This window comes from Alteribacter natronophilus (assembly GCF_006007885.1).
In the GTDB taxonomy this organism is placed as follows: domain Bacteria; phylum Bacillota; class Bacilli; order Bacillales; family Salisediminibacteriaceae; genus Alteribacter; species Alteribacter natronophilus.
The window spans coordinates 520,213-538,014 of sequence record NZ_VCRO01000002.1 but is presented as its reverse complement, the minus strand read 5'-3'; the positions used below and the strand labels follow the sequence as shown (position 1 = coordinate 538,014).

Here is a 17,802-nt window from a genome sequence, read left to right as displayed (position 1 = left end):
TTATTTTCAGCTGTTTTCGGAAAAGATTCTTGTTTTTTTTGCTGCAGGCGGAGGCTTTCCGCGGGCGGGGACTCAGCTTCCTCGGGAAAATCACCCACAGCCTTATTTTTTCAGATGCTGTTTTCCGAACCGGTCCTCAAGCCGCTCCAGAATGCGGTCGAGGGGCAGCTTCTGCTCTTCAAGAAGAACGAGAAGGTGATAGAGAAGATCCGCCGTTTCCCAGGTGAGTTCTTCCTTTGAACGGTTTTTGGAAGCGATGATCACTTCCGACGCTTCTTCGCCCACCTTTTTCAGAATCTTGTCGACGCCCTCATCGAACAGATACGTCGTATACGATCCTTCAGGGCGGGACACTTCCCGTTCTTTAATCGTCCGCTCCAGCTGCTCGATGATCGCAAAACGGCCAGTGTCTTCCTCGGAGGCTGCATTCTCTTCTTCCCGGTTTTCCATAAGCGTTTCTGTAAAACAGCTTACCGTCCCCCGGTGGCACGCCGGCCCTTCCGGAGATACAAGTACAACAAGCGCATCCTGGTCACAGTCAAAACGGATTTCACGGATCGCCTGGGTATTCCCTGATGTGGCACCTTTATGCCACAGTTCCTGACGGGAGCGGCTGTAAAACCACGTTTCCCTGGTCTCCAGACTTTTTTGAAGTGACTCTTCGTTCATGTAGGCAACCGTCAGCACCTCTTTTGTGCGATCGTCCTGCACTACCGCCGGAATGAGGCCGGCACTGTCAAAATTCAGCTGTGAAATATCAAATGTCATCGTATATTCAGCCCCTTTTCCCTGAGCCAGTCCTTCACTTCCGCCACGCTCGTCTCCTTGTAGTGAAAAATAGACGCTGCAAGCGCGGCATCAGCTTCACCTTTCGTAAATGCATCGTAGAAGTGTTCTTTTGCGCCGGCACCACCTGAGGCAATGACCGGGACAGTGACCGCCCGACTGACGGCGCTTGTTAGGGAAAAATGGAACCCGGTCTTCGCCCCGTCCTGATCCATACTTGTAAGCAGAATTTCCCCTGCTCCAAGTGCGACTGCCTGTCTGGCCCACTCAACGGCGTCAAGATCTGTCGGAGTTCGTCCGCCGTGGGTGTATACCCGCCAGGAGCCCATCTCCTCATCCCACTTTGCATCGATTGCCACAACAATACACTGGGACCCGAAGTAGTCGGCTCCTTCCTTGATCAGTTCCGGCCGCTTTACCGCAGACGTGTTCATGGATACTTTATCCGCTCCGGCTCTAAGAACCCTTTTCATGTCGGCAAGCGAGTTAATGCCGCCGCCCACGGTAAACGGGATTGCCAGCTCACCGGCCACCTGCTCAATCACGTCAACCATCGTTTCCCTTCCTTCATGGGAAGCTGAAATGTCGAGGAACACAAGCTCATCGGCGCCCTGTTCATCGTAAAAGGCCGCCAGCTCAACCGGGTCCCCCGCGTCACGCAGACTGACGAACTGAACACCTTTGACCACACGCCCCTCTTTTACATCAAGGCAGGGAATAATCCTTTTGGTGATCATCGCTTCGCCTCCTTCAGCGCTTCATTCAGTGTGAACCGCCCTTCGTAAAGCGCTTTTCCGATGATTGCCCCTTCAATCCCGGCGTTTTCCTTCAGCCTGCCGAGATCTTCCAGGGAGCTAACGCCGCCTGAAGCGATGACATTTTTACCGGTAGCCTCCGCAAGCCCGGCAATGGCACCGGTGTTCGGTCCGCTCAGCATACCATCCCTGGAAATGTCGGTCATAACAAACCACTCCGCTCCGAAACGGGCCAGTTCGGCGGCCAGTTCTTCCGCCCTGACAGTGGATGTTTCCAGCCATCCGTGGGTTGCCACATATCCGTCGCGGGCGTCGATGCCGATTACAACCCGGTCACCTCCGTATGTACGAAGCATGTTTTTAACAAATTCAGGATCACTGATAGCGGAGCTGCCTAGAATTACCCGGTCCACTCCTGCATCCAGATAGCGGGCAGCCGATTCGGCTGACCGGACCCCGCCGCCGATCTGGATGCGTGCTTTAAGCTCTTTTGCCGCGCGGATTACGTGTTCATCGTTTACCGGGCGGCCCTCTTTCGCACCGTCTAAATCAACCATGTGAATCCAGTCCGCTCCTTCACGGTCAAACCGTGCAGCCATTTCAAACGGCGAGTCGCCGTAAACGGTCTCCTGATCGTAATCACCCTGCAGAAGACGGACACATTTTCCTCCCCGCATATCTATAGCCGGATAAATCGTAAACATCAGATCCTTCCTCCTTCTGCCGCCCGGGCAAAGTTATTGAGCAGCGTTACTCCTACAGGACCGCTCTTTTCCGGATGAAACTGCGTTCCCCATACGTTCTCCTTTGCGACTACTGCCGGTACACGCTCATAGTAGTCAGCATAGGCAATAAGATCAGACGGTTCTTCCCCGTTCACGGCGTAGGAATGGACGAAGTATACGTGTCCGCCGCTGAGATTTTTCATAAACGGGTGTCCGGGCTGGGTGACATGAAGCTCATTCCACCCCATATGAGGCACTTTGTACCGTTTTCCTGTGGCGCTCATACCTGTAAGCTTTTCCACACGCCCCCGGAGAAGGCCCAGTCCTTTCGTAAGCCCGTTTTCCTCACTTTCGTCAAAAAGCAGCTGCATACCAAGACAAATGCCGAGAAGCGGCTTCCCTTCAGCCGCCCATTCCCGGACAAAACCGGTCAGTCCCGACTCATCCAGCTCCGTCATGCCGTCCCGGAACGACCCTACTCCGGGTAAAATCAGGCTCTCTGCCCGCTCAAGCTCGGCTTTTTCACCTGAGATGACGTAGGGGTAACCAAGACGCTCAAGTGCTTTTGATACGCTGTGAAGATTCCCCATCCCGTAGTCGATAATTCCGATCATTTACAGTCGTCCTTTCGTTGACGGCACCCCTTTAACACGGGGGTCGCGCTGTGTCGCCTCATCGAGGGCCCGGCCCAGTGCCTTGAAAATTGCTTCAATGATGTGGTGTGTGTTGTGCCCATAAGGAACGTTTACATGGAGGTTCATCCGCGCCTCCAGCGCCAGTTTCCACAGAAATTCATGGACAAGTTCCGTATCAAACGTACCCACGCGGTCAGCCGGCATCTCAACCCGGTATTCAAGGTGCGGACGGTTGCTCAGATCAATGGTTACCTGGGCAAGGGCGTCATCCATCGGCACGAAGGCGTTTCCGTAGCGCCGGATTCCTTTTTTATCACCGAGCGCTTCGCGAATGGCTTCCCCGAGAACAATCCCGATATCTTCTGTAGTGTGGTGATCATCGATTTCCGTATCACCGTCTGCCTGTATCGAGAGATCGAAGAGACCGTGGCGCGTAAACAGATCCAGCATGTGGGTCAGAAACGGCACCCCGGTTTCGAGCTGGGACTGCCCGTCTCCGTCAATGCCCAGTGAGAGATTGATTCTCGTTTCGTTTGTATTTCTTTTTTTCGTCGCATAGCGCTGTTCAGTCTGTTTTGCTGTCATCCGGGTTTCCCTCCAGTCGTTTTTCCACTGCCCTTGCATGGGCTTCCAGTCCTTCCAGCCGGGCGAAAGTGGCAATTTTTGCGGCGTTTTCCTCCACTGCTTTCCGGCTGTAGGAGAGAATACTGCTTTTCTTCGTAAAGTCGTCCACGTTCAGCGGGCTCGAGAACCTGGCAGTACCGTTTGTCGGAAGAACATGGTTAGGTCCTGCAAAGTAATCCCCCACCGGCTCCGAGCTGTTTTCCCCGAGAAAAATCGCCCCGGCATGACGAATGGAACCGATAAGATCAAACGGAGCTTCTGTCTGGATTTCAAGGTGTTCCGGAGCCAGCTCGTTTACTGCCTCCACTGCTTCGTCGAGGGTGGCAGTTACATAGATCGCCCCGAAATCCCGAATCGAGTCTCCCGCAATCTCTTTTTTCGGCAGTGTAGCAAGCTGGCTCTCCACTTCTGCAGCCACTCGTTCCGCAAGCGGCCGGTCAGGTGTGACAAGGACAGCTGAAGCCATCGGGTCGTGTTCGGCCTGACTCAGCATATCTGCTGCAATATAATCTGCCCTTGCCTTACTGTCGGCAAGGACGACAATTTCACTGGGACCGGCAAACATATCGATATCAACGGTACCGTAAACGAGCTGCTTGGCAAGGGCCACGTAGATGTTTCCCGGACCGACAATTTTATCGACCGGTTCCACGGTTTCTGTTCCGTACGCCAGAGCCCCAACAGCCTGGGCTCCGCCGGTTTTGTATATTTCCTTTATGCCGAGTTCACTGGCAGTCACAAGAACGACATCGTTCAGGCTCCCGTCCGCCTGGGGCGGTGAGACCATAACAATCCGGGAGACACCGGCTACAATAGCGGGGATGGCGTTCATGAGGATGGTGGACGGGTACGAGGCACGGCCTCCGGGAACATATATCCCGACTGCATCAAGAGGGGTGATTTTCTGTCCGAGGATCGTCCCGTCCGCTTCTGTTGTAATCCACGTCTGCCGCTGCTGCCGTTCATGAAACCGGGTAATGTTCGCTTTTGCTTCCCGGAGAATAGCAAGTGTCTCCTGATCCACTTTTTCGTACGCGGTTTGGATTTCCTTTTCCGTAACCCGGCGGGTTTCCGAGGAGAGGTCTGCTCCGTCAAACTGCCTCGTGTACGCGTCAACCGCTGTGTCACCTTCTGCTTTGACACGGGCGAGAATGTCCTCCACTGCCCGGCGCTGGTCTCCTGTTCCCTGATCAACGGAACGCTTAATGGAGATGTCCCTGGAATAATCGACTATGTTCATGACTGGCCATCTCCTTCCACCACTTTTTCAAGTCGCTCGACCATATCATCGATCCGCTCCGCTTTCATACGGTAACTCACGGGATTAACGATGAAACGGGACGTTATCGGCATCATCGTCTCCGTTTCCACCAGGCCGTTTTCCTTAAGCGTCCGTCCGGTGGAGACGATATCCACGATCCGGTCAGCAAGGCCTATCAGAGGGGCAAGCTCAATGGAGCCGTTCAGTTTGATGATCTCCACCTGCTCTCCCTGCTCCCTGAAGTAGCCTGCTGCCAGGTTCGGGTACTTGGTGGCGATTTTCGGAGCAATATCAGCCTTGGAATCATACGAGGGAAGGGCAGCTACGGCCATATAGCATTCACTGATTTGCAGATCGAGCACCTCATACACGTCACGCTCCTCCTCGATCATCACATCCTTGCCTGCCACGCCTGCATCGGCGACCCCGTGCTCCACGTAAGTCGGCACGTCCATCGGTTTGGATAAAATAAAGCGGAGTTCCGCTTCCGGAACGTCGATAATGAGCTTTCTCGAATCGTCAAATTCCGGCGGCAGTTCATATCCCGCACGGCGGAGCAGGCCGAGTGCCTCTTCAAAAATACGTCCTTTCGGCATGGCCACCGTCAGGTAATTGTCCTCATTCGGTGAGGCCGGAGCTGTCTCCGGGTTGTAATTACGCGTCATAATACTGCACCTCCCCGGCTGTTTTCCGAACCATTGGTTCCGATCAGGTACTCCACGTTATCAAACTGGGCACAATAAGCGTCCAGATCCGCGATCCCGCGAACATCCTGCATGACAGCAGCCTGCCCTTTTTCCCGCAGCTCTGCTGCTTTTTTCATCGCTTCGGTACGCCGTTCGTTGCTGTAGACGATCGCATAGCTCACTGTAACGGATTCCTTGGCACGTCCGAGAGCCTCAGTCAGACGATCGAGGCGGACAGCAAATCCGGTTGCCGGCTCGGGCCGGTGAAATTTTTCAAGAAGCTCGTCGTAGCGTCCTCCCCCGCCAAGAGGAAAGCCGAGCTCGTCGCTGTATGCTTCAAATACCATTCCTGTGTAGTAGCTCATGTGCATGACCAGGTTGAGGTCAATTACAACCTCATCCTCCAGTCCGTAGGCACGAAGGACATCAAGAAGCGCCCGAAGTTCTCCGAGAGCAGCCGCTCCTGCTTCCGTTTCCACAAGCCTCTCGGCATCTTCAAGAATGTCAAAACCGCCTCTGAGGTTTAACAGTCCGCTCAGACGCTGACGGTCAATGGAGGAAAGCGGGAGCTGTTTTACTGCCTGCTTGAATCCGACATAGTTTTTTTCATATAAGTAACGGCGGAACGTATCGGCACGTTCTTCCGTACCGAGAATCTCCCTCAGAAGTGTATTTACAAAGCCGATATGACCGATTGCCACTTTGAAGTTCGGGAGTTCTGCTTTTTTAAGAGCTGCAATCATAAGGGCAATCACTTCCCCGTCAGCGCTTGCCGTACCGTCTCCGATCAGTTCCACTCCGAGCTGCTCAAACTCCGCAGGCTTTCCCCCTTCGCGCTGCTGGGCCCGGAACACGTTCGCATCATACGTAAGACGTGCCGGCCGCTGTACTTCCTCCAGGGTGGAAGCGGCAATCCTCGCAATCGGTGCGGTCATATCCGGACGAAGGACGAGAGTGTGCCCCTGCTGGTCCAGCAGTTTGAACAGCTGTGTGTCGGATGTAGCCGAAGCCTCCCCGATCGTGTCATAAAACTCAAGGGCCGGAGTGGCAATTGGGGCGTATCCCCAGCGGGCCACTTCCCCTGCCACAGTGCTTCTCACCTGCTGTCTGAGCAGGTACAGTTCAGGCAGCGTATCCCGCATGCCGACAGGTTTTTCAAACATAAACGGCTTTGTCATATCAAGTCACACCTTTATAGTAAAGTCAGTGCATCGCTTTAGTTCGCTAATGTAATATCGTAATAAAGTTATATACTGTAGTGTACAGACCTGCAGAACTTACGTCAACCGAAATGATATTCTTTTTCCAAACATTCTGCTTTCAGAATGTAAACTGTTTCTGCCCGTGCTGCGGGTGACCACGGGTGGTTTGTTGGACTTATGCACGAAATCTGCCCGATGTTTGTTGTTCCCGGTTTGTATTCCCGCTTTTCTGCCACACTAAGAGCAAATGATGTCCGGAGGTGCACCAATTTGCTTTTTACCTGGGTTCCCCGCATTCTCGTGTTCGGCGGCCTCCCGCTTGTTGCACTCGCAGACTGGCTCGGCTGGAATGTCAATTTGATGTTCGCCCTGTGTGCGCTCGCCATCGTCGGTCTCGCCGCTTACATGGGGCGTGCAACAGACAGCGTGTCCATCCACACCGGCCCGAGGATCGGCGGCATTCTGAATGCCACATTCGGAAACGCCGTTGAGCTGATCATCTCTATCTTTTCCCTAAAAGCAGGTTTCATCACTATCGTTCTTGCCTCCATGGCCGGTGCTGTGATCAGCAATCTGCTGCTCGTATCCGGTCTCGCCTTTCTCGTTGGAGGGATCCTTCATAAGCGCCAGGAGTTCAATATTTTTGATGCCAGGTTCCATGTCGGTATGCTTATGTTCGGGATCATCGTTGCCTTTGTGATTCCCAGAGTGTTTAATCTCGATGGGGTCGGCCGGGACGGGTTTATTCTGAGTGTGGCCGTGTCCATTATTCTCATTGTTCTTTATGTCCTCGGCATTTATTTCCGCCTGTTTGCCCAGCGGGGCGCGTACCCTGTTGATGAGGAAAGCCAGGACAAAGAGGATGCCGAATGGACGAGGAAGAAATCGATCGCCGTGCTTGTTGCTGCGACGGTCGGCGTCGGCTACGTCAGTGAAAACCTCGTGGACACTTTTGAAGTAGTTGTCGCCAGCTTCGGCTTTACGGAAGTGTTCGTTGGTGTCATTCTCATTGCGATTATCGGAAATGCAGCTGAAAATGCCTCCGCTGTCTACATGGCTTACCTGAACAAAATTGAAGTGAGCATCGAAATTGCCATCGGCTCCTGCATTCAGATCGCCATGTTTGTTCTTCCGCTTCTCGTGCTTCTATCCTTTGCTTTCGGCAATCCGATGCCCCTCGTTTTCTCCTTTCAGGAGCTTATCGCTATGGTTCTGGCAGCGCTTCTTTCCATCGTTATGATTAACGACGGCGACACCAACTGGTTTGAAGGTGCCACTCTTCTTGCAGCCTACCTCATAATCGGTATCGGGTTTTATCTTGTTTAGTTTTATGGGACGGACACCAGGTGACGGACAGTTCGCCGGGGGTTAAAAGCTGAATCGCCTTGAATAATCACCAAATCAGACCCTCACTCGGGAACAAATACAGCAAAACCTCCGGCAATGGAGCCGGAGGTTCGTTTATGGGTCGGGATGTTCATTTTTTTCAGAGACAGCTGCCTCCATCTCCTCTTTCGTCCGGATCATCTGCATCGGGTTGCCCCCGACAAATGCTCCGGGCGGCACGTCTTTATGGACAAGGGTGGCAGCACCGACGATGGCACCGTCCCCGATCGTGACGCCTGGAAGAATAGTCGTGTTGGCGCCGATCAGAACATTGGAGCCGATATTCACCTCGCCGAGGCGGTACTCTTTAATCAGGTACTCGTGGGCCAGAATTGTTGTGTTATAGCCGATGACAGAGTTCTGTCCGATCCGGATTTTTTCAGGAAACATCACGTCCATCATGACCATCAGGGCCACGCTCGTTTCCTTTCCCACGTCCATGCGGAGAAAAGTCCGGTACAGCCAGTTCTTCATCCCGAGAAACGGTGTGTAACGGGCAAGCTGAATGACGATGAAGTTTTTGACCACTTTTAAAAATGGGACGGTCTTATACACGTGCCAGAGGGAATTGGCTGTTTTAACCGGATACCGTTTCGTATTCCTCATCGTTACACTCCCTGCTTTCCTTTCCCGGTACTGACTGGCTTCAGGCGCACCGGGACTATGATTTTAACGTTCTGATTCGTCGTCTTCTTTCAGTTAGGATCAGCCGCGGTTTCCGGCGTGGACGTTCAGCACTTTCAGAAGATCAGGCATCGTTTCCAGAAGCACGTCCGGCTCGTACATTTCCATGTACTCCCGGCCCTTGACGGACCATGCCACGCCTGCTGTTTTCGTACCGGTATTTTTCCCGCCGAGAATATCGTGGTGGCTGTCCCCCACCATCAGCGCCCGGTCAGCAGAGCTGCCCAGCTGCTTTAACGCTTTTTCCAGCGGCTCCGGGTGTGGTTTGTAATTTTCAACGTGATCCAGCGCCACAACCACATCAAAGAAACGGTCCAGTCCCATGAGTCTGAGTCCTTTCAGAGCCGTATCGGAGCGCTTTGTCGTCACGATCGCCATCTTGTAGCCCTGGCGGTGAAGGAGTTCCACCGTTTCATAGACACCTTCGTAGTCCTTTACCAGTTCGTCATGTTTCTCATGGTTGAACGTCCGGTACGTGTCGGTCATTTCCTGGATCCGCGCCGGGTCGAGCTTTTCAAACGTCTCGGACAGCGGCGGTCCAATAAAGTGAATCACGTCCTTTTCCTCGTACTCACCCGGATAGTAAGTTTCCATCGTGTGCATAAAGGAAGCCACAATCAGATCGACTGTATTTATGAGAGTCCCGTCGAGATCAAACAGAATCGTATCCACATGCTCCATCGGCTCAAACGCTTTATTATCTGTCATTATCATCAAGTCCTTTTTCAAAAAGATATCTGCCGGGAGGAAAAAGTTCTATGCTCCCGGATCGGTTTTCCATTCCTTATTCTGCTGCTGCTCATTCTTTTCCATTCGGTTCCAGATAAAGGCCACGGCAATCGTCAGAAGAACGGCTGTGACGAGCCTGATCGCCAGAAGCGGCCAGAGAGGGATCCCGAGCGGGGCAAAAATGAGTGTATCCTCAATGACTGCGTGACAGGCAACGAGAAAGATAAAGACAAGGTACAGATCCTTCTTACTCACGCCGTCCTCTTTTACAGCCTGAATCATAACACCGGCCCCGTAGGCAAGACCGAATACAAGCCCTGCAGCCAGGGTGGTACTCGTATTTTCACGGATACCGAGCACTTTCGTGAACGGACTCATCCACTTTGAAAATACGTCGAGCCATTTCAGATCCTTCATGATCTGGATGAAGACCATAATGGGAATAACAATCGCCGCGAGCTGGACGATCCCGAAAAAGGCACTTTCCATTCCCTGCATGAGGATCGCGCCAATGCCTGACGGCTCCTCCCGGGGACCTCCGCCGACAAATCCGTAGCGCGCTGTCTCGCCGCCTCCCTGCCAGACGAGGTGGATTACCCACGCCGAAAGTACAGCAAGGCCGATCCTTACAAGCAGAACCACCCAGATTTTCAGGCCGACCTTCTTCGCCACAGCCGATTCCACGATAAGATTATGTGAAAACGACAGCATCACTGCCAGGATAAACACTTCCTTGACGGTCAGATCCATGGTCAGGATGGCTCCGATTGCTGCGTATAAATTCAATAGATTCCCGAGTACAAGGGGGATGGCCGCTTCACCGGAGAGACCAATTGCCCCCATAAAAGGGGTCAGCAGCCCGACGACCCAGTCCATCACCGGTGTATAGCTGAGAACCGTCACGATCAGGGTAATCGGAAAGATGATTTTCCCTAATGTCCAAGATGTCTGAAGGCCGACTATCAGCCCTTTTTTCAATGTTTCGATCAACCTGACCGCTCCTTTCCGTACACATTTCGCCTCACTTAACATTATCATAAACCCGTTTCGGCATAAAGAATGGAAACACTCTTCCACCACAAACAAAGCCGGGACCTGCAGAAACAGTCCCGGCCATCATCATTATTTCTTCTTTTTATTTTTCTTCGGGGCAGGTTCATCATCGAGATACCGCTGGTCTGCAAGCCCCGTTTTTCTTCGGTAGACAATCAGGATGATTGAGCCTGCAATCAGAAGCAGGGACATAACCTGTGCTGTCTGGAGAAAACCGAACATCATCAGACTGTCTGTTCTCAGGGATTCGATAAAGATTCGGCCGAAGGAATACCAGATCAGGTACGTAAATAACAGTTCACCGTTGCGCAGATTGACCCTGCGAAGGTAAAGAAGCAGCGCCACACCGGCCAGGTTCCACAGCGATTCATACAAAAACGTCGGGTGATAGTAAGCCCCGTTAATGTACATCTGATTGATAATAAATTCCGGAAGCATGAGACTTTCAAGAAAATTCCGGGATACTTCTCCGCCGTGAGCTTCCTGGTTCATAAAGTTTCCCCAGCGTCCGATAGCCTGGGCAAGCAGGATACTTGGAGCAACGATATCCATCAGTTTCCAGAAAGAGACGTTATGCCTGCGGCAGAAAATGTAAGCCGTCAAAATTCCCCCGATCAGTCCCCCGTGAATAGCCAGACCGCCTTCCCAGATGGCAAAAATCTGGGCCGGGTTCTGGGAATAGTAGTCCCACCGGAAAATAACATAGTAAATGCGGGCCCCAATAATCGCAATCGGCAGGGCAAAGATCAGCATATCAGCCAGGAAGTCCTTAGGCAGCCCCCGCTTTTTTCCCTCCGCGTTGGCAATCAGGTAGCCGATGAAAGCCCCCAGACCGATCAGGAGACCATACCATGCGATGGAGATTGGCCCCAGTTCAAGTGCCACCGGATTCAGCGGCTGTATATTCAAAAGCATTCTCCTACACCTCGTTTAATTTTCTATTTCTTACTGATTTGTTAGCCGGAATCCGACTCCCTTCCAGTTCAGGAGATCAGAAATCCTCTTTGTCGCCTTCTTCAATAACACTGTTAAGCCGTTCTGTAAACTGCTGGGCAGCGTTAATGCCCATCCGCTTCAGACGGAAGTTCATAGCCGCCACTTCAATAATAACAGCGAGGTTACGTCCCGGACGCACCGGAACCGTCAGCTTCGGCACATCTGTCTCAAAGATGGTCATCATATCCTCATCGAGCCCGAGGCGGTCGTATTGTTTTTTCTGATCCCAAAGCTCAAGATGAATAACCATACCGATCCGCTTGTAGTTCCGTACCGCTCCCGCTCCGAAAAGCGTCATCACGTTAATGATTCCAAGTCCCCGGATCTCGAGAAGGTGCTTGATCAGATCCGGCGATGAACCAACAAGCGTTCCTTCGTGCTCCTGCTTGATTTCCACACTGTCGTCCGCTACCAGTCGGTGTCCACGGCGGACAAGGTCGAGTGCTGTTTCACTTTTCCCCACACCGCTCGATCCGGTAATCATGACACCAATTCCGTAAATGTCGATCAGTACGCCATGAATCGCCGTCATCGGGGCAAGCTGAATTTCCAGATAGTTTGTCAGCTGGGAACTCAGGCGTGTTGTCGTCATTTTTGAAATGAGAATCGGCACCCCTACCTCGTTGGCAGCCTCGATCAGCTCCTGTGGTGCTTCATTTCCCCTCGATAGAATAATTCCCGGCGTATCGTAAGTGGAAAGCCGGGTCATCCGGTCCACCTTTTCTTCCTCCGTAAGCTGACTGAAGAAAGTCAGCTCTGTTTTTCCGAGCAGCTGAAGACGTTTGGCCGGATAATAGGTGAAATACCCTGCCATTTCCATCCCCGGTCTTGAAATATCACTCGTGGTAATTGCTCTGAACACCACATTATCTTCGTCGTTTACGAGCTCCAGTTCAAATTCATCGATCAGGTCCTTTACAGTCACTTTGGACATTATGTATTACCTCCCGGCTTTTGGGCAGCTGTTTTTATCTGGATGGTGTGCCCGGCACTTGTCCAGCCAATTCTAACCACTATATTTTATCACAACTCCACAGTCTGCAAAAATCAGCTGAACCAGCCACGGAAAAAAGACGGAAAACAGCGTGAGCCGTCTTCCGTCCTCCCGGTCTGATTTACCTTTTTGTAATCGGATCCACAATAAATGTATGAATCAGCGCACTCAGTATGGCAAAAATGATCGCTGCTATGATGGCAAGACCAAATCCGTCAATCGTAAAGGCGCCGCCCATGAAAAACTGCGTGATCATCAGGGCAATGGCGTTAATGACGAACAGGAACAGACCCAGCGTCAAAATTGTAACCGGCAGTGTCAGTACAATGAGAATCGGTTTCACAATCAGATTCACGATGGCAAGAATAAAGCTTGCGAGGAGCGCTGCCATGACCCCGTCAATCTCAATGCCGGAAAATAAACGGGCGATAATCATCAGAACGACTGCGTTAACGACAATCTGAATCAGCCAGCCCATCAGTTCCGGGCATCCGTTTCATTCGGAATGATGAAGATGCCGATCACATACGCAAGAACGGTAGCGATATTTCCAAAGATTAGTGCAATAATGGCAATAATACGAACGAGGGTCGGATCAATATTAAAGTACTCACCGAGCCCGCCGCACACGCCGGCAAGTTTCCTGTCGTTTACAGTGCGGTATAGCCGTTTCATATGTTCACACCCTTTCAGATAGTCGTTTCTGCAAAATCGGAAGGAGAGCGTCCTTCATCCCTCCTGCCGGGACGAGCCGCTCTCCTTGTTATTCTGGCTCTGCACTTTAAATTTACCCCTTCTGTTTTCGCCCTAAACAGGAGTAAAAAACTTGAAACTAGCGGCTGCGGATATTCACCGAACCGGTGGTTGATTCGGCCTCCAGGTAAAACGGTGTTTCAGCATCCTTATTTGCAAGGAAACTCATACGCTTACTTGCAAACTCCTTCTTTTCATCGATCACCGTCATTCCCGGCAGGTCACAGTTCAGACCGCCAACCGAAGACTTGAGGTTCCCTTCCACCTTCAGGGCTTCAGGCAGCTCCACCGACACGCTTCCGGTCGTTGTCTTAAAGTAGGCTTTCGACTGAACCGGTTCTGTCAGCGTATAGTTGATCGTTCCGTTCAGCGTTTCCACATCAAGTTCTCCCCGTGCGACACGCAGATCAATGGTACCGTTCACTGTTTTCGCATCGCAGTGGTCCACCTCCAGGCTGTCGGTGGCAATGGTGCCGTTGACGGTTTCAAGGCGCACATCACGGCCCCTGATTGTTTCAAAACCGATTCTTCCATTGACTGTCTGTGCCTCTACATTGTCAGCCTCGATTGTCTCACCGGAGATTCTGCCGTTGAACGCGTAAAGCTTGATCTTTTCGAGATCCTTCCGCGGTACGTAAACAACTGAATTGACTTTCATGGACTTGGAAGGAGATTTAATTCTCAGACGCCCGTCAGTTACATCGAAAATGACTTCGTTGAGAAAATAGCGGCGCGCTTCGTCCCCGTCGTTCACTTTATAGACTTTTACGTTACATTCAACGCGCACGTCCGGTTCCTCCCATGGACGAAACAGGATGCTCCCGTTTTCCACATTAACGTCCACCTGACTGACTGATGCACCGGTATGCTGAAAAATATGCTCAATTTCCACTGAGGACCCAAAGTTGAAATCAAGGTCGAACTCTTTAATTTTATGAACCGCATCTTCAATAAATTCCGTGAAGCGGCTGGCAAAACCCGACTGCCTTGTACGCGAACGATACCCGCCATCGCCGTTTTCCCAATCCACCTTAGTCGAAATTTCAGTCTGCGGGTCCTTATGAGAGTCAGACTGATCCTGAGCTGCGCTCTTACCTGACTGTCCATCATCTTTGAGAGCATTCAGCAGCTGCAGCCCCTCTTCCGCCGAAATCTTCCCGTCCTCGATCATCTTAAGAATCATCTTCCGTTCTTCCTGCATGATCATCCCTCCAACCGGATTAAGTTCTACTTCCATCTTAATACGTCTTTACGAATTGAAAAAGAAAAAGTTTCTTAGAGGTTGACAGAAAAGGTAAGCTTCATCACCTTTTCTGTCAACCTCTTTCGCCCTGCGCGCAGCCGCTTCACGGTTTAGCAGTCAGACCGGTGCTCTTCCGGTCTGACCGAAGCGCGCTGAGCCAGGGCAGCTTCCAGGTAAGATTTTCAACCGGGGCTGTCAACCTCTTTCGCCCTGCGCGCAGCCGCTTCACGGTTTAGCAGTCGGACCGGTGTTCTTCCGGGCTGACCGAAGCGAGCGGAGCCAGGGCAGATTCCCGGCCGTAAGTAATTTTAAGACCTCTCTCCATGACATTGCCTCCTCCATGAAAATAGCTGACACAAAAAACACCTGCACAGCTAAAGCCCATGCAGGTGGGGAAATACATATTCCCTACGAAGTCGATCCGACAGACTCCCGTTCTTTCATCCGCTTTTCCATCCGGGCCCGGTCACGCTCCAGAATCGGCTTCAGGTACTCCCCGGTGTAGGAGCCCTTCACCCCGGACACGTCCTCAGGCGTTCCGGAAGCGACCAGCTTCCCGCCTTTGTCGCCGCCTTCCGGACCAAGATCAATGATATGATCCACCGTTTTAATAACGTCCAGATTGTGCTCGATCACAAGAACCGTGTCACCGTTTTCCACGAGCCGCTGCAGTACTTTCAGGAGCCGGTCGATGTCATGAACATGGAGACCGGTCGTCGGCTCATCAAGAATATACAGCGTACGGCCGTTTGATCGCCGGTGCAGCTGGGAGGCAAGCTTGACGCGCTGTGCTTCCCCGCCGGACAGTGTTGTTGCCGGCTGGCCGAGCGTCATATAAGTCAGTCCCACGTCATACAGAGTCTGAATTTTACGCTTGATTTTCGGGATATTTTCAAAGAACCCGAGAGCATCTTCCACGGTCATAGCCAGTACATCGGCAATCGTTTTACCCTTGTACGTAACTTCGAGCGTCTCCCTGTTGTAGCGCTTGCCTTTACATTCCTCACACGGAACATACACATCAGGAAGGAAGTGCATTTCGATTTTAATAATCCCGTCTCCGCGGCAGGCCTCACAGCGGCCGCCTTTCACGTTAAAGCTGAAACGCCCTTTCTTGTAGCCACGGACTTTCGCCTCGTTCGTCATGGCAAACACGTCACGGATATCATCAAACACCCCTGTATAGGTAGCCGGATTAGAACGCGGTGTTCTTCCAATCGGGCTCTGGTCGATGTCCACCACTTTATCGAGATGATCGATCCCCTTAATCTTCTTGTGGGCACCGGGCTTCTCTTTTGCCGTCGTCAGCTTCAGAGCAAGTGATTTATAAAGAATGTCGTTAATCATTGTACTTTTTCCCGAGCCGGATACACCCGTCACGGCCACGAAAACACCGAGAGGAATGTCGATCGTCGTATTCTGCAGGTTGTTTTCCGTTGCCCCTTCGATTCTGATCGTTCGGCCGTCCTGCTTGCGCCGTTCAGGAGGAAGAGGAATAAATTTCCGGCCTGACAGGTATTCCCCTGTTAATGACTCCGGCTCGTCCATGATTTCCGACGGTGAACCGGCAGCGGAAATGTAACCGCCGTGGGCTCCCGCACCCGGACCGATATCCACGATATGATCCGCTGCAAGCATCGTATCCTCGTCGTGCTCCACGACAATCAGCGTGTTCCCGAGATCCCGCATTTTCTCAAGCGTCCGGATCAGCCGCGTATTGTCCCGCTGATGAAGCCCAATGGAAGGCTCATCGAGGATGTAGAGGACACCCATAAGCGAGGAGCCGATCTGGGTCGCAAGACGGATCCGCTGGGCTTCGCCGCCTGACAGCGTACCGGCCGACCGGGACAGCGTCAGATATTCAAGCCCGACATTGATGAGAAAGCCGAGACGTTCCTCGATCTCCCGGAGAATGAGGCGTGCAATGGTCATATCCTTCTCGGAAAGCTCCAGCCCCTCAAAAAACGCTTTTGCGTCCTTAACGGAAAGCTCCGTCACCTCACCGATCTGTCTTCCGCCCACAAGTACACTCCGGGATTCCTTTGTCAGACGGTAGCCTTTACAGGTCGGACACGGTTTCTGAGTCATGTACCCTACCATCTGTTCGCGGATATAGTCCGAGCTCGTTTCATGGTAGCGGCGGGAAATATTACTGAGAACGCCCTCAAAATAGATCTCTTTTTCCCGGACGTTGCCGAACTCATTTTCATAGCGGAAGTAGATCTTTTCCCGGCCGCTGCCCTGCAGAATTTTATCCATCTGATGCTTCGGCAGCTGCTCCACCGGCGCATCCATATCTATTCCGTAATGATCGCAGACACTTTTCAGAAGCTGCGGATAGTATTGGGAGCTTACCGGCTGCCATGGCACGATGGCATTCTCGTTAAGAGACCGGCTCCAGTCCGGAACCACAAGGTCCTGATCCACTTCAAGCTTGCTTCCCAGTCCGTCACACGACGTACAGGCACCGAACGGACTGTTAAATGAAAACATCCGCGGCTCCAGCTCGCCGATGGAGAAACCGCAGTGTGGACAGGCATGCTTCTGGCTGAACGTGAGTTCCTCGTCTCCGATCACATCCACAACGACCCGTCCGTCAGCCAGGTTGAGTGCTGTTTCAAGAGAATCTGCAAGGCGTGAATCCACGCCTTCCTTAATTACGATGCGGTCAATGACGACTTCAATGGAATGCTTTTTGTTTTTCTCCAGCTCGATCTCCTCAGCTGCTTCACGCATTTCCCCGTTTACACGGACCCGCACATACCCCTGCTTCTTAATATCCTCCAGGGTTTTGGCGTGGGTACCTTTACGTCCTGATACGATCGGTGCAAGAATCTGCATTTTCGTCCGCTCGGGATATTCGAGCATCCGGTCAGCCATCTGCTGAACCGTCTGGGAGCTGATTTCAATGCCGTGCACCGGACAGATCGGTTTACCGACACGGGCATAGAGGAGGCGCAGATAGTCGTAAATCTCCGTTACCGTTCCCACTGTGGAACGGGGATTCCGGCTTGTCGTTTTCTGGTCGATGGAAATGGCCGGGGAAAGCCCTTCAATGGCATCCACATCCGGCTTGTCCATCTGACCGAGAAACTGGCGGGCATAAGCAGACAGGGACTCCACATAGCGCCGCTGCCCTTCTGCGTAAATCGTATCGAAGGCGAGAGACGATTTCCCTGAGCCCGACAGCCCTGTAAAGACGACGAGTTTATTACGCGGGATCGTCACATCCACGTCTTTTAAGTTATGGGACCTTGCTCCCTTGATTTCAATGTTTTCAAGCGCCATGT

At 52.3% G+C, this 17,802-nt stretch carries 18 protein-coding genes; 1 reads left to right on the top strand and 17 read right to left on the bottom strand.

What is annotated here, in order from left to right:
• Positions 1-102: 102 nt before the first annotated feature.
• The 8 genes from hisIE to FGB90_RS09430 are packed head-to-tail and all read right to left on the bottom strand — an operon-like array spanning position 103 to position 6,650.
• The gene (gene hisIE / locus FGB90_RS09465) at positions 103-768 is read right to left on the bottom strand and encodes a bifunctional phosphoribosyl-AMP cyclohydrolase/phosphoribosyl-ATP diphosphatase HisIE (protein WP_138810571.1); all 666 of its coding nucleotides are present in this window, start codon (positions 766-768) and stop codon (positions 103-105) included.
• The gene (gene hisF / locus FGB90_RS09460) at positions 765-1,523 is read right to left on the bottom strand and encodes an imidazole glycerol phosphate synthase subunit HisF (protein ID WP_138810570.1); all 759 of its coding nucleotides are present in this window, start codon (positions 1,521-1,523) and stop codon (positions 765-767) included. The genes hisIE and hisF overlap by 4 nt, the downstream gene beginning before the upstream one ends.
• A complete protein-coding gene (hisA, locus tag FGB90_RS09455) occupies positions 1,520-2,245 on the bottom strand; it encodes a 1-(5-phosphoribosyl)-5-[(5-phosphoribosylamino)methylideneamino]imidazole-4-carboxamide isomerase (protein WP_171051768.1) in 726 nt (241 codons plus the stop codon). The genes hisF and hisA overlap by 4 nt, the downstream gene beginning before the upstream one ends.
• Positions 2,245-2,880 carry an imidazole glycerol phosphate synthase subunit HisH gene (gene hisH, locus FGB90_RS09450; RefSeq protein WP_138810568.1) on the bottom strand — a complete coding sequence of 212 codons (636 nt, stop codon included), beginning with the start codon at positions 2,878-2,880 and terminating at the stop codon, positions 2,245-2,247. Before hisH ends, hisA begins: the two co-directional genes overlap by 1 nt.
• The gene (gene hisB / locus FGB90_RS09445; RefSeq protein ID WP_138810567.1) at positions 2,881-3,486 is read right to left on the bottom strand and encodes an imidazoleglycerol-phosphate dehydratase HisB; all 606 of its coding nucleotides are present in this window, start codon (positions 3,484-3,486) and stop codon (positions 2,881-2,883) included.
• Complete coding sequence (gene hisD / locus FGB90_RS09440) at positions 3,467-4,765, bottom strand: histidinol dehydrogenase (RefSeq protein ID WP_138810566.1); 1,299 nt, start codon at positions 4,763-4,765, stop codon at positions 3,467-3,469. Before hisD ends, hisB begins: the two co-directional genes overlap by 20 nt.
• A complete protein-coding gene (gene hisG / locus FGB90_RS09435; RefSeq protein ID WP_138810565.1) occupies positions 4,762-5,451 on the bottom strand; it encodes an ATP phosphoribosyltransferase in 690 nt (229 codons plus the stop codon). The genes hisD and hisG overlap by 4 nt, the downstream gene beginning before the upstream one ends.
• Positions 5,448-6,650 (bottom strand): ATP phosphoribosyltransferase regulatory subunit, encoded by a 1,203-nt coding sequence (locus FGB90_RS09430; RefSeq protein WP_138810564.1) that lies wholly within the window; start codon positions 6,648-6,650, stop codon positions 5,448-5,450. Before FGB90_RS09430 ends, hisG begins: the two co-directional genes overlap by 4 nt.
• 294 nt (positions 6,651-6,944) lie before the next feature.
• Here FGB90_RS09430 and cax point away from each other — a divergent pair, with 294 nt between their 5' ends.
• The gene (gene cax, locus FGB90_RS09425; RefSeq protein WP_246056122.1) at positions 6,945-8,000 is read left to right on the top strand and encodes a calcium/proton exchanger; all 1,056 of its coding nucleotides are present in this window, start codon (positions 6,945-6,947) and stop codon (positions 7,998-8,000) included.
• A gap of 135 nt (positions 8,001-8,135) precedes the next feature.
• Here cax and FGB90_RS09420 read toward each other — a convergent pair whose 3' ends face one another.
• The 9 genes from FGB90_RS09420 to uvrA form a co-directional block, all read right to left on the bottom strand.
• Entirely contained in the window at positions 8,136-8,666 is a 531-nt protein-coding gene (locus tag FGB90_RS09420; protein ID WP_138810563.1) for an acyltransferase, read from the bottom strand.
• Positions 8,667-8,765: 99 nt separating this feature from the next.
• Positions 8,766-9,452, bottom strand: a complete 687-nt coding sequence (gene ppaX / locus FGB90_RS09415) for a pyrophosphatase PpaX (RefSeq protein ID WP_246056121.1) — start codon at positions 9,450-9,452, stop codon at positions 8,766-8,768.
• A gap of 48 nt (positions 9,453-9,500) precedes the next feature.
• Positions 9,501-10,460, bottom strand: coding sequence for a nucleoside recognition domain-containing protein (locus tag FGB90_RS09410; RefSeq protein ID WP_138810699.1), 960 nt, complete (start codon positions 10,458-10,460; stop codon positions 9,501-9,503).
• A gap of 135 nt (positions 10,461-10,595) precedes the next feature.
• Positions 10,596-11,441 carry a prolipoprotein diacylglyceryl transferase gene (gene lgt / locus FGB90_RS09405; RefSeq protein WP_138810562.1) on the bottom strand — a complete coding sequence of 282 codons (846 nt, stop codon included), beginning with the start codon at positions 11,439-11,441 and terminating at the stop codon, positions 10,596-10,598.
• A gap of 76 nt (positions 11,442-11,517) precedes the next feature.
• A complete protein-coding gene (gene hprK, locus FGB90_RS09400) occupies positions 11,518-12,456 on the bottom strand; it encodes an HPr(Ser) kinase/phosphatase (protein ID WP_138810561.1) in 939 nt (312 codons plus the stop codon).
• A gap of 181 nt (positions 12,457-12,637) precedes the next feature.
• Positions 12,638-12,994 carry a phage holin family protein gene (locus tag FGB90_RS09395; protein WP_138810560.1) on the bottom strand — a complete coding sequence of 119 codons (357 nt, stop codon included), beginning with the start codon at positions 12,992-12,994 and terminating at the stop codon, positions 12,638-12,640.
• On the bottom strand, positions 12,994-13,191 hold the full coding sequence (locus FGB90_RS09390) for a PspC domain-containing protein (protein WP_138810559.1): 198 nt from the start codon (positions 13,189-13,191) through the stop codon (positions 12,994-12,996). Before FGB90_RS09390 ends, FGB90_RS09395 begins: the two co-directional genes overlap by 1 nt.
• 157 nt (positions 13,192-13,348) lie before the next feature.
• Positions 13,349-14,506, bottom strand: coding sequence for a DUF4097 family beta strand repeat-containing protein (locus FGB90_RS09385; protein ID WP_246056120.1), 1,158 nt, complete (start codon positions 14,504-14,506; stop codon positions 13,349-13,351).
• A gap of 414 nt (positions 14,507-14,920) precedes the next feature.
• The gene (uvrA, locus tag FGB90_RS09380; protein WP_138810558.1) at positions 14,921-17,800 is read right to left on the bottom strand and encodes an excinuclease ABC subunit UvrA; all 2,880 of its coding nucleotides are present in this window, start codon (positions 17,798-17,800) and stop codon (positions 14,921-14,923) included.
• Positions 17,801-17,802: the final 2 nt, after the last annotated feature.